General features: G+C 72.9%; 15 protein-coding genes. 10 read left to right on the top strand and 5 right to left on the bottom strand.

Annotated features, from left to right (window positions below; all coding sequences use genetic code 11):
* Positions 1-65: 65 nt before the first annotated feature.
* Positions 66-890: an ABC transporter permease gene (locus ACIHAR_RS06335; protein WP_365472518.1), complete on the top strand. Its 825-nt coding sequence runs from the start codon at positions 66-68 to the stop codon at positions 888-890.
* A gap of 34 nt (positions 891-924) precedes the next feature.
* Complete coding sequence (locus ACIHAR_RS06340) at positions 925-1,608, top strand: AAA family ATPase (protein ID WP_400017319.1); 684 nt, start codon at positions 925-927, stop codon at positions 1,606-1,608.
* A 566-nt stretch (positions 1,609-2,174) separates the two neighbouring features.
* Here the strand turns inward: ACIHAR_RS06340 and ybaK are convergent.
* The 4 genes from ybaK to ACIHAR_RS06360 form a co-directional block, all read right to left on the bottom strand.
* Complete coding sequence (ybaK, locus tag ACIHAR_RS06345) at positions 2,175-2,678, bottom strand: Cys-tRNA(Pro) deacylase (protein ID WP_400017320.1); 504 nt, start codon at positions 2,676-2,678, stop codon at positions 2,175-2,177.
* 20 nt (positions 2,679-2,698) lie between these two features.
* Positions 2,699-3,439 carry an LON peptidase substrate-binding domain-containing protein gene (locus ACIHAR_RS06350; protein WP_400017321.1) on the bottom strand — a complete coding sequence of 247 codons (741 nt, stop codon included), beginning with the start codon at positions 3,437-3,439 and terminating at the stop codon, positions 2,699-2,701.
* Between the two features lie 11 nt (positions 3,440-3,450).
* Positions 3,451-4,488 (bottom strand): hypothetical protein, encoded by a 1,038-nt coding sequence (locus tag ACIHAR_RS06355; RefSeq protein WP_400017323.1) that lies wholly within the window; start codon positions 4,486-4,488, stop codon positions 3,451-3,453.
* A 291-nt stretch (positions 4,489-4,779) separates the two neighbouring features.
* Complete coding sequence (locus tag ACIHAR_RS06360; protein ID WP_400017325.1) at positions 4,780-6,357, bottom strand: oxidoreductase; 1,578 nt, start codon at positions 6,355-6,357, stop codon at positions 4,780-4,782.
* 180 nt (positions 6,358-6,537) lie between these two features.
* Here ACIHAR_RS06360 and hisD point away from each other — a divergent pair, with 180 nt between their 5' ends.
* Genes hisD through hisF form a run of 8 tightly spaced genes read left to right on the top strand, consistent with a single transcriptional unit; the run spans position 6,538 to position 12,236 of the window.
* Positions 6,538-7,863 carry a histidinol dehydrogenase gene (gene hisD, locus ACIHAR_RS06365; RefSeq protein ID WP_365472501.1) on the top strand — a complete coding sequence of 442 codons (1,326 nt, stop codon included), beginning with the start codon at positions 6,538-6,540 and terminating at the stop codon, positions 7,861-7,863.
* A complete protein-coding gene (locus ACIHAR_RS06370; protein WP_365472498.1) occupies positions 7,860-8,969 on the top strand; it encodes a histidinol-phosphate transaminase in 1,110 nt (369 codons plus the stop codon). The genes hisD and ACIHAR_RS06370 overlap by 4 nt, the downstream gene beginning before the upstream one ends.
* A complete protein-coding gene (hisB, locus tag ACIHAR_RS06375; RefSeq protein ID WP_015661105.1) occupies positions 8,966-9,559 on the top strand; it encodes an imidazoleglycerol-phosphate dehydratase HisB in 594 nt (197 codons plus the stop codon). Before ACIHAR_RS06370 ends, hisB begins: the two co-directional genes overlap by 4 nt.
* Positions 9,556-9,720: a hypothetical protein gene (locus tag ACIHAR_RS06380; protein ID WP_365472495.1), complete on the top strand. Its 165-nt coding sequence runs from the start codon at positions 9,556-9,558 to the stop codon at positions 9,718-9,720. Before hisB ends, ACIHAR_RS06380 begins: the two co-directional genes overlap by 4 nt.
* Positions 9,717-10,361: an imidazole glycerol phosphate synthase subunit HisH gene (gene hisH / locus ACIHAR_RS06385; protein WP_384651379.1), complete on the top strand. Its 645-nt coding sequence runs from the start codon at positions 9,717-9,719 to the stop codon at positions 10,359-10,361. Before ACIHAR_RS06380 ends, hisH begins: the two co-directional genes overlap by 4 nt.
* Positions 10,358-11,083, top strand: coding sequence for a bifunctional 1-(5-phosphoribosyl)-5-((5-phosphoribosylamino)methylideneamino)imidazole-4-carboxamide isomerase/phosphoribosylanthranilate isomerase PriA (priA, locus tag ACIHAR_RS06390; RefSeq protein ID WP_365472490.1), 726 nt, complete (start codon positions 10,358-10,360; stop codon positions 11,081-11,083). Before hisH ends, priA begins: the two co-directional genes overlap by 4 nt.
* Positions 11,080-11,484 carry a RidA family protein gene (locus ACIHAR_RS06395; RefSeq protein ID WP_365472487.1) on the top strand — a complete coding sequence of 135 codons (405 nt, stop codon included), beginning with the start codon at positions 11,080-11,082 and terminating at the stop codon, positions 11,482-11,484. Before priA ends, ACIHAR_RS06395 begins: the two co-directional genes overlap by 4 nt.
* Positions 11,481-12,236, top strand: a complete 756-nt coding sequence (hisF, locus tag ACIHAR_RS06400; protein WP_400017330.1) for an imidazole glycerol phosphate synthase subunit HisF — start codon at positions 11,481-11,483, stop codon at positions 12,234-12,236. Before ACIHAR_RS06395 ends, hisF begins: the two co-directional genes overlap by 4 nt.
* A gap of 221 nt (positions 12,237-12,457) precedes the next feature.
* Here hisF and ACIHAR_RS06405 read toward each other — a convergent pair whose 3' ends face one another.
* Positions 12,458-12,856, bottom strand: coding sequence for a VOC family protein (locus ACIHAR_RS06405; protein ID WP_365468959.1), 399 nt, complete (start codon positions 12,854-12,856; stop codon positions 12,458-12,460).
* Position 12,857 lies beyond the last annotated feature (1 nt).

A 12,857-nucleotide genomic window follows, 5' to 3' on the forward strand; every position in this document is an offset into this window, starting at 1 on the left:
GCCATCGCATCCGTACCGAACAGGACGACCGACGGAATGAACTCCGAGAGGGAGAGCAGCGCGACGTGAGTGTCGTACCCGCAGAGGTTCTGCCGGGCAGCGTCCTGGCCGTGGAAGAGCAGCCGGTCCGGGCGGCGGCCGAGCTGGGGCCGCGTGCGCGGCTGTGGCCGTCGCTGGTGGCCGTCTACCGGGCGCAGCTGTCCCGCGCGCGCGTGGCGCGCATCCCGCTGCTGTTCGTGGCGACCTTCCAGTCGGTCGGCATCCTGATCATGATGCGGGGGGTCGTGGACGGCGGGCGTGAGGCCGAGGCCGTGGTGGCCGGCTCCGCGGTCCTCGTCGTCGCCTTCGTCGCGCTGAACCTGCTCGCGCAGTACTTCGGGCAGCTGCGGGCGAGCGGTGGCCTGGACCACTACGCGACGCTCCCGGTGCCGCCCGCCGCCGTGGTGCTCGGCGCGGCGGGCGCGTACGCGTCCTTCACCGTGCCGGGGACCCTCGTGACGGCCGTCTTCGGCTGCGTGCTGTTCGGTCTGCCGCTGACCCACCTGTGGGTGCTCGCGGCGGTGATCCCGCTGGCGGGCGCCGCGCTGTCCGGCCTCGGCGCGGCCTTCGGCCTGCTCGCGCCCCGGCCGGAGCTGGCGACGGTGCTGGGGCAGCTCGGCATGTCGGCGGCGCTGCTGCTGGGCGTGCTGCCGCCCGACCGGATGCCGGAACCGGTGCGCTTCGCCCGCGACCTGCTGCCGTCGACGTACGGCGTCGAGGCCTTCGCCCGGACCTTCCGCGCGAGCCCGGACTGGGCGTTCGTCCTCGGCAACCTCGCGGTCTGCGCCGGCGTCGGCGTCGTCTCCCTGGCCGTCGCCACCTGGGCGTACCGGCGGGCCGCCGTCCGATGACGCGCCGCACAGGCACGCCTGGCACGATGTCAGGGTGACCGCACCGCTGACTCCCCCACCGCCCCCGCACGAACCGCCCCCGCAGCATGCCTGGCCGCAGGCGCCGGGCGGGTACGCGGGCTCGGCCGCCGCGCCCCACGCCGCCTACGGACAGGACGGCCCCGGGATGAAGACCGAACTGCGGGAAGCCGCCGTGATCACGGTGCTGGTCGCGCTCGGCGGGATGCTGCTCGGTCTGCTGTGGACGTGGCTCGCGCCGCGCGTGCCGCTCGTCGGGGACGTCATGGACGGCAACTGGGTCGTCTACTTCAAGGACACCGAGGGCGAGCAGGCCATCGGCGTGGACGGAACGTTCAGTCTGCTGGCCATGGCCTGCGGCGCCGTCAGCGCGCTGGCGGTGTTCGCGTGGCGGCGGCGCGGGGGCGTGCTGCTGGTGGTGGCGCTGGCCCTCGGCGGCCTGCTCGGCTCGCTCCTCGCCTGGCGCCTCGGCGTCTGGCTCGGCCCCTCCCAGGACGTGCTCGCCCAGGCGAAGGCGGCGGGCAAGGGCGTGACGTTCTCGGCGCCCCTCAAGCTGGGCGCGAAGGGCGCGCTGCTGGCCTGGTCCCTGGCCGCCCTGCTGGTCCACCTCGGCCTCACGGCCCTGTTCGGCCCCCGGGACCCCGAGGCGTACGGACCGCAGGCCCCGTACCCGAAGCCGCACGAGGGTCCGTCGGCGTAGGACGCGGACGGTACGAGAGCGCGTCGGGGCAGGACGCGGACGGTACGAGGGGGCGTCGGGGTAGGACGCGGACGGTACGAGGGGGCGTCGGGGCAGGACGCGGAAGCGGCGCCGTACTGATCAGCCGCGCTGCTCCGGGCAGACGGTTCCGTGCACGCGCCGCGAGGGCCTCGGTGTGGTGCGGCCGCCGCTGGACCCGCGCCCTGCGGCCCGGCGCGCCGGCCTTCGCCGCACGTGCGTCGAGGGCCTCGGGGCGGTGCGGCCGCCGCTCGGAGCCGCGCCCTGCGGCCCGGCGCGCCGGCGGTCGCTCGGCCCCGGGCACCTTCGCGTCCCGCCCGCGCCCGCCTCGGGGGCGGCGGCCCGGGCGATCTTCCGCTTGCGGCTTCGCCCGGGCCGTGTTCGCTCGCCCGGCATCAGGCGGCGCTGCCCGACACGCAGTCCGCCGACGGCCTAGGCGGGTCGTCGGCCGTGGTTGCACCGGCGCTTTCTGACCCGCCACTTGCGTTTCCGCGTCTTCTTCGACATGTCCTCTTTGCTTAACCGAGGACTGGCCGTTCGTCGAGGGTTCACGCACGCCCGATGGGCGCCAGGACCGCTGTGGTGAGCTGGGCCAGGTCGGCGGGGGAGAGTTCGACCTCCAGCCCGCGCCGGCCCGCCGAGACGCAGATCGTGGTGTGAACGCTCGCGGAGTCGTCGAGGACCGTGGGCAGCTTCTTGCGCTGGCCGAGCGGGGAGATGCCGCCGCGGACATAGCCCGTGGTGCGTTCCGCCAGGGCCGGGTCCGCCATGGCGGCGCGCTTGCCGCCGACCGCCGACGCCAGGGCCTTCAGGTCCAGGGAGCCGGCGACCGGTACGACCGCCACGGTCAGGACGCCGTCGACGTCCGCGACGAGGGTCTTGAAGACCCGGTCGGGGGAGACGCCCATCGCCTCGGCCGCCTCCTCGCCGTAGGAGGGGTGGCTCGGGTCGTGGTCGTAGGAGTGGACGGTGAAGTCCACGCCCGCCGCGGTCAGGGCCACCGTCGCGGGCGTCCCGCCGGACTGCTGCTGCTTCTTCGTCTTCTTCGCCATTCGGGCCTTCTGGAGTGACGTCAGTTGAGACTCGTCGGCCCGCGGGTGAGGTCCGCCGCGGGCAGCGAGGGCAGGCTACGCAGGATGGCCGTCTCGGCGCGCAGCAGATTCAGCTCGTCGCGCAGGCGGGAGGCGGTGTCCGGGGACTGGAGCAGGCGCTGCTTGGTCGGGGTGTCCAGCATCATCGCGGCGGCCACCAGGTACGAGACGACCGACGGCTCGTCCGGCAGGTCCGCCCCGGTGGCCAGGGAGCGCTCGCGGGCGCCCGCCAGCCGCTTCTGGTACTGGCGGAAGGCCCGCAGCACGCCCTCCGCGAGCGCGCCCGCCTCGTCGCCCGGCTCCTCCGGCAGCTCCTGGAGCTCCGCCGTCAGGTACGGGCCCGACGCGTCCACCGACAGCAGCCGCACCCGGGTCGTGCCGGTCGCCAGCACCTCGAAGGTGCCGTCGGCCCGCTCCCGGATCGTCGCCGCGTCGGCGACACACCCGACGCCGTGGAACGCCTTGGCCGGGGCGTCGCCGAATCCGGCCGCGGGCCCGCGCCGGGGCAGCGCGGTCGGGTCGGGCATGCCCGGGGCGCTGGGCGCCACCTCGTGGCCGTCGCGGATCGCCACGACGGCGAACCGGCGCGGTTCCTCCTCGGGCGTCTTCAGCAGATCGCGCATCATGGCGCGATAGCGCTCCTCGAAGACGTTGAGCGGAAGCACGAGTCCCGGGAAGAGCACCGAGTTCAGGGGGAAGAGGGGCAGGTGGACGGTGGTCACGGCGCAGAAGCCTAGTGGTCCCCGGGCCTGGTCGGTTCCCCGTGTCCGTTCCGCGGCTGCCCCAGGGCCTGCCAGGGCAGTCCCGAGCACACCGCCTCGCGCACCGCGAGGAAGTGCCCCAGCGGATCGTCGGACAGCTGTCCCCAGGGGAAGGACGTGGCGTACGGGCCGATCAGGCGCAGCTGGGCGAGGGCGTCCTCACGGCGGTCGAGGCGGACCAGGACGTAGGTCAGCAGGTTGCGGATCTGGGCGGGCCAGGGGTCGGACGCCGGGAAGCGGGCGGAGAGGTCGATCGCCCGGTCGGCGGCCGCGTCGAGGCGCTCGCGCGGCACCTCGGGCCCGCAGCCGTCGGTGAGGTAGGCGAAGGCCGCCCGCACGGGAAGCGCCTGCACGAGCCGGCCCGCCGGGGCGTCCTGGGCGGCCCGGTCGGCGAAGTCGAAGCACTCGCGGTGGGAGCCGTGCCAGGACTCGGCGAGGTAACGCTTGGCGGCCACATGGCAGCCGTAGTGGTGCGGGGCCCGCCGGACCGCCGCCTCCCACAGTTCGCCGAAGTACTTGTGGCCCGCGCGGGTGCCACGCGCGTGGTCCAGGGCGATCCGCCACGGCACCGGGTCGCGGACGTCGCTCTGCGCGGCCGCCGTGATCAGCGGACTGACCTCGCGCAGCAGCTCGGCCCGGGCGGGCGAGCGCCAGGCGCGGTCCACCGCGAGCTGGGCGACGACCAGCAGGACGTCCGGGTCGCGCGGGGCGGCGGCGCGCCACTCCTGGAACCACTCCGGGCGCGCGTCGGCGAAGGACGCCAGGCGGGTGGCGTAGCGGTCGCGGTACTCCCACTCGGCCCGCTCGCGGGTGCCGGCCAGGAGATCCGCGGCGGCCTCGTACGTGCCGCGCCCGGCCGCGACCAGCGCGGGTCCGAGGCGGTCGTCGGGCACGTCGAGGAGCACCTCGTCGTCGGCCGGCAGCCCTGCGACGGGGTGGGGGGCGGCGGTCCGCGCCTGCCGGGACAGGGTCGTCCTCGGGGCTCGGATGAAGGGGGGCAGCAGAGCCATGGTTTCGCCATTGAAAAGGCGCAGGTCGGCGATGCGCCAGTGGGTGGCGCGAACCTGTGGAAAGTTGTACGCCGTCGGGTCAAGGGCAGGTAAAAGGTGACGGCTGCTCAACAACTGTCCGGGGTGGCGAGCCGGGTCTTCCGAGGGCGGCCGGACCCCACCGTCACCCGGTGTCGACCGCCACCAGGTGTCGACGGCCACCCGGTGTCAGCCGTCCCCCTGCGTCGACCGCGGCCGGTGACCGCCGTCACTCGGTGTCAGCCGTCGCCCCGCGTCGACCTCCGCCCGGCGTCAGCCGCGCCGCAGCAGCCGTGTCGCCCCCGCCGCCACCGTCGTCGCCAGGACCCAGCCCAGCAGGATCATCGCCGCCTGCAACCACTGCCAGCCGCCGTGCAGCCGCCACTGGCCGACCTGGCCCAGGTCGATCACGGGCAGCAGCAGGTCGAGGGCGAACAGGGCCGGGTTCCAGGGCGGGTGCCCCTGCGGGTTGACGGGCGGATGATCGGCGCGCGCGAACGCCAGGGAGCTCGCCGCCCACAGCACTGCCATCCACACCGCGGCCCGGCCCGGCCGGTACCCGTAGGCCACCGTCCAGTCCTGCGCGTACCCCCAGAGCTTCGCGGCCGGCGGCAGCGTCTCGCGGCGCCGGCGCTGCTTGGCGAGCAGCACCTCGCGGGCGTCCTCGTCCTCCCCGCCCGCCCGGAGCACCGCCGCCAGCCGCTCGTACGGTTCCGGGTTGTACTCGGCCGTCGCGGCGGCCACCCAGTCCAGCCGCTCCGCCAGCGGAAACGGGCCCTGCGGGACGAGATTCTCGTAGGCGAAGCCGCCCATGTGCAGGTTGCCGGGGCCCGGCCAGGCGCTCGCGCGGTCCACGAGGTTGACCACCCGCGCGCCCGACAGCACCACCTTGCCGCGCTGCGGCCGCTCCCCGAGGAAGCGCAGCTCGGGCGTCTGCACCCGGCGCAGCGACAGCTCCTGCTCGTCGGTGAAGGAGAACCGGGCCCGCTCCAGGTCGATGGCGTCCCCGAACCGCCCGTCGTCCAGGCGCACCCCGCCCCGGCACTCGAAGCGCTGGACGCGTGTCCCGCGCGCGGGAGTGGTGCCGCTGAGCGCCTGGCCGCCGACGCCGGCCGGGGTCAGGTACAGGGAGCGCTCCACGGTCAGCTGGGGTGCGTTGAGCGCGAACCGGGTGTACGGGTTGGCCAGCCGGGCCCCGCGCAGGCTCAGCGAGACGCCGATCTTCGCGCTGCGCAGCCGCAGCTCACCGTGCGACTCGAGCATCTCCGCCTGGAGGTCCTGCCCGACGGTCAGGCCGTCGGCGGCGATCGAGCGGCCGGTGCGGTCGCGGTAGACGATCGCCTGGTTGAGCAGCAGGTCCGTGCCGATGTGGGCGTCGGTGAGGCGGACGCCGTTGTGGAAGCGGCAGCGCGGGAGGTGCAGGTCGCCCTCCGTCTGCAGACGGGCCGCCTCGAGCCGCGGCACCGAGCAGTCCACCATGCGCAGGGTCGTCACCCGCGCCTCCGGCAACAGCACGTCCCGCTCGAAGCGGCAGCGCTTCAGCTCGACGTACGGCTCCACCGTGCCGCCCGCGAGATCGAGCGTGCCGTTGATCTGCACGCCGACGAGCTTCAGCGAGGACACCCGGCCCGCCAGCGCGGGCGGTCCGTCCAGCAGCAGCCAGGCCACTATCCGCGCCCGCACGGTCCGCGCCTCGCCCCACGGATGCCCGCCGTGCGGGTCGTCGACGACCGCGTCGCCGCTGCTCAGGTCGTACACGCTGCCGTTGCGGAAGGCCTGCCACATGCCGGCCTCGGCGGCGGTCAGGTCGTCCGGCAGGTCCCCGGCGTCGAAGCCGGCCCCCTCCGTCACGCTGTTCAGTCCTCCTCGCGGCCAGGGCTGTGCGCCCCGGGCCTCGCACAACCGTTCATGCCCGGTGAGTGACGCCCCGAACGCTATCGGTGAAGGCGATCTTCCGGATTCGGCCACGTTCTGTATCAGCCATTGATACGCGCGGACGACGTCCGATCCCGGTCTGAGAGAATTGACGACGTGATCTCCCGAATCGATCTGCGCGGCGACGCCCTCCCCGAGGGCCCCGCCCTGCGCGACCTGCTGCCCCGAGCCGACTTCGACGTTCAGACCGCCCTGGAGAAGGTGCGTCCGATCTGCGAGGCCGTGCATCATCGGGGCGACGCGGCGCTGATCGACTTCGCCGAGAAGTTCGACGGCGTCCGGCTCGACCAGGTACGGGTGCCCGCCGCGGCCCTCACCCGCGCCCTGGAGGAACTCGACCCGGCCGTGCGCGCGGCCCTGGAGGAGTCCATCCGCCGCGCCCGTCTCGTCCACCGCGCACAGCGCCGTGAGACGCACACGACCGAGGTCGTGCCCGGCGGATCCGTGACCGAGAAGTGGGTTCCGGTCGAGCGCGTCGGGCTGTACGCGCCCGGTGGCCGGTCGGTCTACCCGTCCTCCGTGGTGATGAACGTCGTGCCCGCGCAGGAGGCCGGCGTGGGGTCCATCGCGCTCGCCTCCCCGGCCCAGGCCGAGTTCGGCGGCCTGCCGCACCCGACCATCCTCGCCGCGTGCGCGCTGCTCGGCGTCGACGAGGTCTACGCGGCCGGCGGCGCCACCGCCGTCGCGATGTTCGCGTACGGCACCGAGTCCTGTCCGCCCGCCAACATGGTCACCGGGCCCGGCAACATCTGGGTCGCCGCCGCCAAGCGCTACTTCACCGGCAAGATCGGCATCGACGCCGAGGCCGGCCCCACCGAGATCGCGGTCCTCGCCGACTCCACGGCCGACCCCGTCCACGTCGCCGCCGACCTGATCAGCCAGGCCGAGCACGACCCGCTGGCCGCCGCCGTCCTGGTCACCGACTCCGCCGAGCTCGCGGACGCGGTCGAGAAGGAGCTTCAGCCGCAGGTCGAGGCCACCAAGCACATCGACGACCGGATCGTCCCGGCCCTGTCCGGGAAGCAGTCCGCGATCGTGCTCGTCGACGGCATCGAAGAGGGCCTGCGTGTGGTCGACGCGTACGGCGCGGAGCACCTGGAGATCCAGACCGCCGACGCCGCCGCGGTCGCCGACCGGGTGAGGAACGCGGGCGCGATCTTCATCGGCCCCTGGGCGCCGGTCTCCCTCGGCGACTACGCGGCCGGATCCAACCACGTCCTGCCCACCGGCGGCTGCGCCTGCCACTCCTCCGGTCTGTCCGTCCAGTCCTTCCTGCGCGGCATCCACATCGTCGACTACACGAAGGACGCGCTGGCCGAGGTCGCGCACCACGTGGTGACGCTGGCGGAGGCGGAGGACCTGCCCGCGCACGGCGCGGCGATCAAGGCAAGGTTCGGGTGGAAGGTACCGACGAGCAAGTGAGCTTCGGAATCGACGATCTCCCCGTACGGGACGAGCTGCGCGGCAAGTCCCCCTACGGCGCGCCCCAGCTGGACGTCCCCGTACGGCTGAACACCAACGAGAACCCCTACCCGCTGCCCGAGCCGCTGGTCGAGCGGATCGCCGAGCGGGTGCGCGAGGCCGCCCGGAACCTCAACCGCTACCCGGACCGGGACGCCGTCGAGCTGCGCACCCGGCTCGCCGAGTACCTGACGGACACGTCCGGGTACGAGGTCGGTCGGGCTAACGTCTGGGCGGCCAACGGCTCCAACGAGGTCATCCAGCAACTGCTGCAGACCTTCGGCGGGCCCGGCCGCAGCGCCATCGGCTTCGAGCCGTCGTACTCGATGCACGGGCTCATCGCGCGCGGCACCGGGACGGGCTGGATCTCCGGCCCGCGCCACCAGGACTTCACCATCGACGTGGCGGCGGCCGAGAAGGCGATCGCGGAGAACCGGCCGGACGTCGTCTTCGTCACGACCCCCAACAACCCCACCGGCACCGCCGTCCCGGCCGAGACGGTGCTCGCGCTGTACGAGGCCGCGCAGGCCGCCAAGCCCTCGATGGTGATCGTGGACGAGGCGTACATCGAGTTCAGCCACGGCGATTCGCTGCTGCCGCTGCTCGAAGGTCGGCCGAATCTCGTCGTCTCACGGACGATGTCGAAGGCCTTCGGCGCGGCGGGGCTGCGGCTCGGCTACCTCGCCGCGCACCCGGCGGTGGTGGACGCCGTGCAGCTCGTCCGGCTGCCGTACCACCTCTCGGCCGTCACCCAGGCCACCGCGCTGGCCGCCCTGGAGCACACCGACACGCTGCTGAAGTACGTCGAGCAGCTCAAGGCGGAGCGGGACCGGCTGGTCTCCGAACTGCTGGCGACCGGCTACGAGGTGACCGCCTCCGACGCCAACTTCGTGCAGTTCGGGCGGTTCGCCGACGCCCACGACGTCTGGCGGAAGATCCTCGACCGGGGCGTCCTGGTCCGGGACAACGGCGTGCCCGGGTGGCTGCGGGTCACCGCCGGCACCCCTGAAGAGAACGACGCGTTCCTCGACGCGGTCCGTGAACTGAAGAAGGAGCAGAGCACATGAACCGCGTGGGACGCGTGGAGCGAGTGACCAAGGAGACCTCGGTCCTCGTCGAGATCGACCTCGACGGGTCCGGCAAGGTCGACGTGTCGACGGGCGTCGGCTTCTACGACCACATGCTCGACCAGCTCGGCCGGCACGGTCTGTTCGACCTCACCGTGAAGACCGAGGGCGACCTGCACATCGACTCCCACCACACCATCGAGGACACCGCCCTCGCGCTGGGCGCCGCCTTCAAGCAGGCCCTCGGCGACAAGGTGGGCATCTACCGCTTCGGCAACTGCACGGTCCCGCTGGACGAGTCCCTCGCCCAGGTCACCGTCGACCTATCCGGCCGCCCCTACCTCGTGCACACCGAGCCCGAGAACATGGCGCCGATGATCGGCGAGTACGACACCACGATGACCCGGCACATCCTGGAGTCCTTCGTCGCCCAGGCCCAGATCGCGCTGCACGTGCACGTGCCCTACGGGCGCAACGCGCACCACATCGTGGAGTGCCAGTTCAAGGCACTGGCCCGCGCCCTGCGCTACGCATCCGAGCGCGACCCGCGCGCGGCGGGCATCCTCCCGTCCACGAAGGGCGCGCTGTGAACAGCCTGTCGACCATCCTGATCGTCGTGGGCCTCTTCCTCGTCGGCGGCATCATCTCCTTCGTCAAGCAGAAGATGCCGGCCGGCCTGATCGTGCTGCTCTCCATCGGCGCCGCGATGTGCCTCGTCGCCGGCGTCATGCGGCTGGAGGTGTGGAATTGAACGCCGTGAACAAGAAGGTCGTCGTCTTCGACTACGGCTTCGGCAACGTCCGCTCCGCCGAGCGCGCCCTGGCGCGCACCGGGGCCGACGTCGAGATCACCCGTGACTTCGACAAGGCCATGAACGCCGACGGCCTGCTGGTGCCGGGCGTCGGCGCCTTCGCCGCCTGCATGAAGGGCCTGCGCGACGCGCGCGGGGACTGGATCATCGACCGGCGGCTGTCCGGCGGCCGCCCGGTGATGGGCATCTGCGTCGGCATGCAGATCCTGTTCGCGCGCGGCATCGAGCACGGCGTGGAGAGCGAGGGCCTCGACGAGTGGCCGGGCGCGGTCGAGCCGCTCCAGGCCGAGATCGTCCCCCACATGGGCTGGAACACCGTGGACGCCCCGGCCGACTCCGAGCTGTTCGCCGGCCTGGACGCGGACGCGCGCTTCTACTTCGTGCACTCCTACGCCGTCCACGACTGGTCCCTGGAGACGCACAACCCGACCATGCACGCCCCCAAGGTGACCTGGTCGACGCACGGCAAGCCGTTCGTGGCCGCCGTGGAGAACGGCGCCCTGTGGGCCACGCAGTTCCACCCCGAGAAGTCCGGCGACGCCGGAGCCCAGCTCCTCACCAACTGGATCGGAACCCTGTGAGCAAGCTCGAACTCCTTCCCGCCGTCGACGTCCGCGACGGCCAGGCCGTCCGCCTCGTGCACGGCGAGTCCGGCACCGAGACCTCCTACGGCTCCCCGCTGGAGGCCGCTCTCGCCTGGCAGCGGGCGGGCGCCGAGTGGCTGCACCTGGTGGACCTCGACGCCGCGTTCGGCACCGGCGACAACCGGGCGCTGATCGCCGAGGTCACCAAGGCGATGGACATCAAGGTGGAGCTCTCCGGCGGCATCCGCGACGACGACACCCTCGCCGCGGCCCTGGCCACCGGCTGCACCCGGGTCAACCTCGGCACGGCCGCCCTGGAGACCCCGGAGTGGGTCGCCAAGGTCATCGCCGAGCACGGCGACAAGATCGCCGTCGGCCTCGACGTCCGCGGCACGACCCTGCGCGGCCGCGGCTGGACCCGCGACGGCGGCGACCTCTACGAGACGCTGGAGCGTCTCAACAAGGAGGGCTGCGCGCGCTACGTCGTGACCGACATCGCCAAGGACGGCACGCTGCAGGGCCCCAACCTGGAGCTGCTGAAGAACGTCTGCGCGGCGACCGACCGCCCGGTCGTGGCCTCCGGCGGCGTGTCGTCCCTGGACGACCTGCGCGCCATCGCCGAACTGGTGCCCCTCGGTGTCGAGGGCTCCATCGTCGGGAAGGCCCTGTACGCGAAGGCGTTCACCCTGGAAGAGGCCCTGGAGGCTGTGTCGTCATGACGTCCGAAGCCGTACGGCGTGTGCAGAGCGGAAGTCCCTGGGAAGAGAGTTTCGGTTTCGCACGCGCCGTCGCGGCGGGCGACATGGTGCTGGTGGCGGGCACCACGTCCTTCAAGGGCCGGGTGCTGTACGGGGAGGGCGACCCGTACGAGCAGGCCAAAGTGGCCTTCACCAACGCGTTGGAGGCGATCGCCGAGTTCGGGCTGGGCCCCGAGTCGGTGGTCAGGACCCGGATGCACCTGGCGCACACACGGGACGTCGACGAGGTGGGCCGTGCCCACAAGGAGATCTTCGACGCCGTGCGCCCGGCCGCGACCCTGCTGGTCGTGGAGGGCTTCATCGATCCCCGCATCCTGGTCTCAGTGGAATTGGAAGCATTCAGAGGAGCCGTGAAGTCATGACCCTGGCGGTCCGAGTCATCCCCTGCCTGGACGTGGACAACGGGCGGGTCGTCAAGGGCGTCAACTTCCAGAACCTGCGCGACGCGGGCGACCCCGTCGAGATGGCCAAGGTGTACGACGCCGAGGGCGCCGACGAGCTGACGTTCCTGGACATCACCGCCTCGTCGGGCAACCGCGAGACCACGTACGACGTGGTGCGCCGCACCGCCGAACAGGTGTTCATCCCGCTCACCGTCGGCGGCGGGGTGCGCACCCCCGAGGACGTGGACAAGCTGCTGCGGGCCGGCGCCGACAAGGTGGGCGTCAACACGGCGGCCATCGCCCGTCCGGAGCTGATCAAGGAGATCGCCGAGCGCTTCGGCAGCCAGGTGCTGGTGCTGTCGGTCGACGCCCGCCGCACCGCGTCGGGCTCTTTCGAGGTGACGACCCACGGCGGCCGCAAGGGCACCGGCATCGACGCCATCGAGTGGGCACACCGGGCCGCCGAGCTGGGCGCCGGCGAGATCCTGCTGAACTCGATGGACGCGGACGGCACCAAGGACGGCTACGACCTCGAGATGATCACCGCCGTCCGCAAGCACGTGACGGTCCCGGTGATCGCCTCCGGCGGCGCAGGGAAGCTCGCGGACTTCCCGCCGGCCGTCGAGGCGGGCGCGGACGCCGTCCTGGCCGCCTCCGTCTTCCACTTCGGCGATCTGCGGATCGGCGAGGTGAAGCACGCCCTGCGGGAGGCGGGCCACCCGGTGCGGTGACCCTGCGACCGCCGAGGCCTCACCGGTAGGCCCTCGCGCAGGCCCCGGTCTCCTCTGGTGGCCGGGGCCCGCCCATGCCGGCACTCCGCCCCGGGGCGGCGGGACGCCCTCCTCCGCCTCGCGACCGCACGCACCGGGCCCGCCCGGGTGGACAGCGAGGCGGACCCCGGCCGTCGGGCGGCACGGCCGGACGGGCGGTGGCGCGGCCGGACGGGCGGTTCCTAGCCCTTCTCCTGCACCAGCTGCACGTAGTTGCCGACCGTGTCGTCGAGGACGGCCGTGATCACCGGCCCCTGCTCCTGCGGCCCCTGGGGGAAGTGGACCCCGAGCCCGCTGAGCCGTTCGTACTCGGCCTCGATGTCGTCGACGGAGAAGACGATGCAGGGCAGCCCCGCCTCCCGCAGCGCCCTGCGGTACGGCTCCGCGATGGGCCCCTGGCCCGGCTCCAGCAGCAACTGGAGGTCCGGCTGGGCCCCCTCGGCCGCGCCCACGGTGACGAACAGCGTGCCGCCGCCGAGGTCCATGTTCAGGCGGGTCTCGAAGCCCAGGACGTCGGTGTAGAAGGCGTGCGCCTCGGCCACGTCGTCGACGTACACGCTCGTCATGGCGACCTTGATCATG

It is taken from the genome of Streptomyces sp. NPDC052016, from assembly GCF_044548445.1.
In the GTDB taxonomy this organism is placed as follows: Bacteria; Actinomycetota; Actinomycetes; order Streptomycetales; family Streptomycetaceae; genus Streptomyces.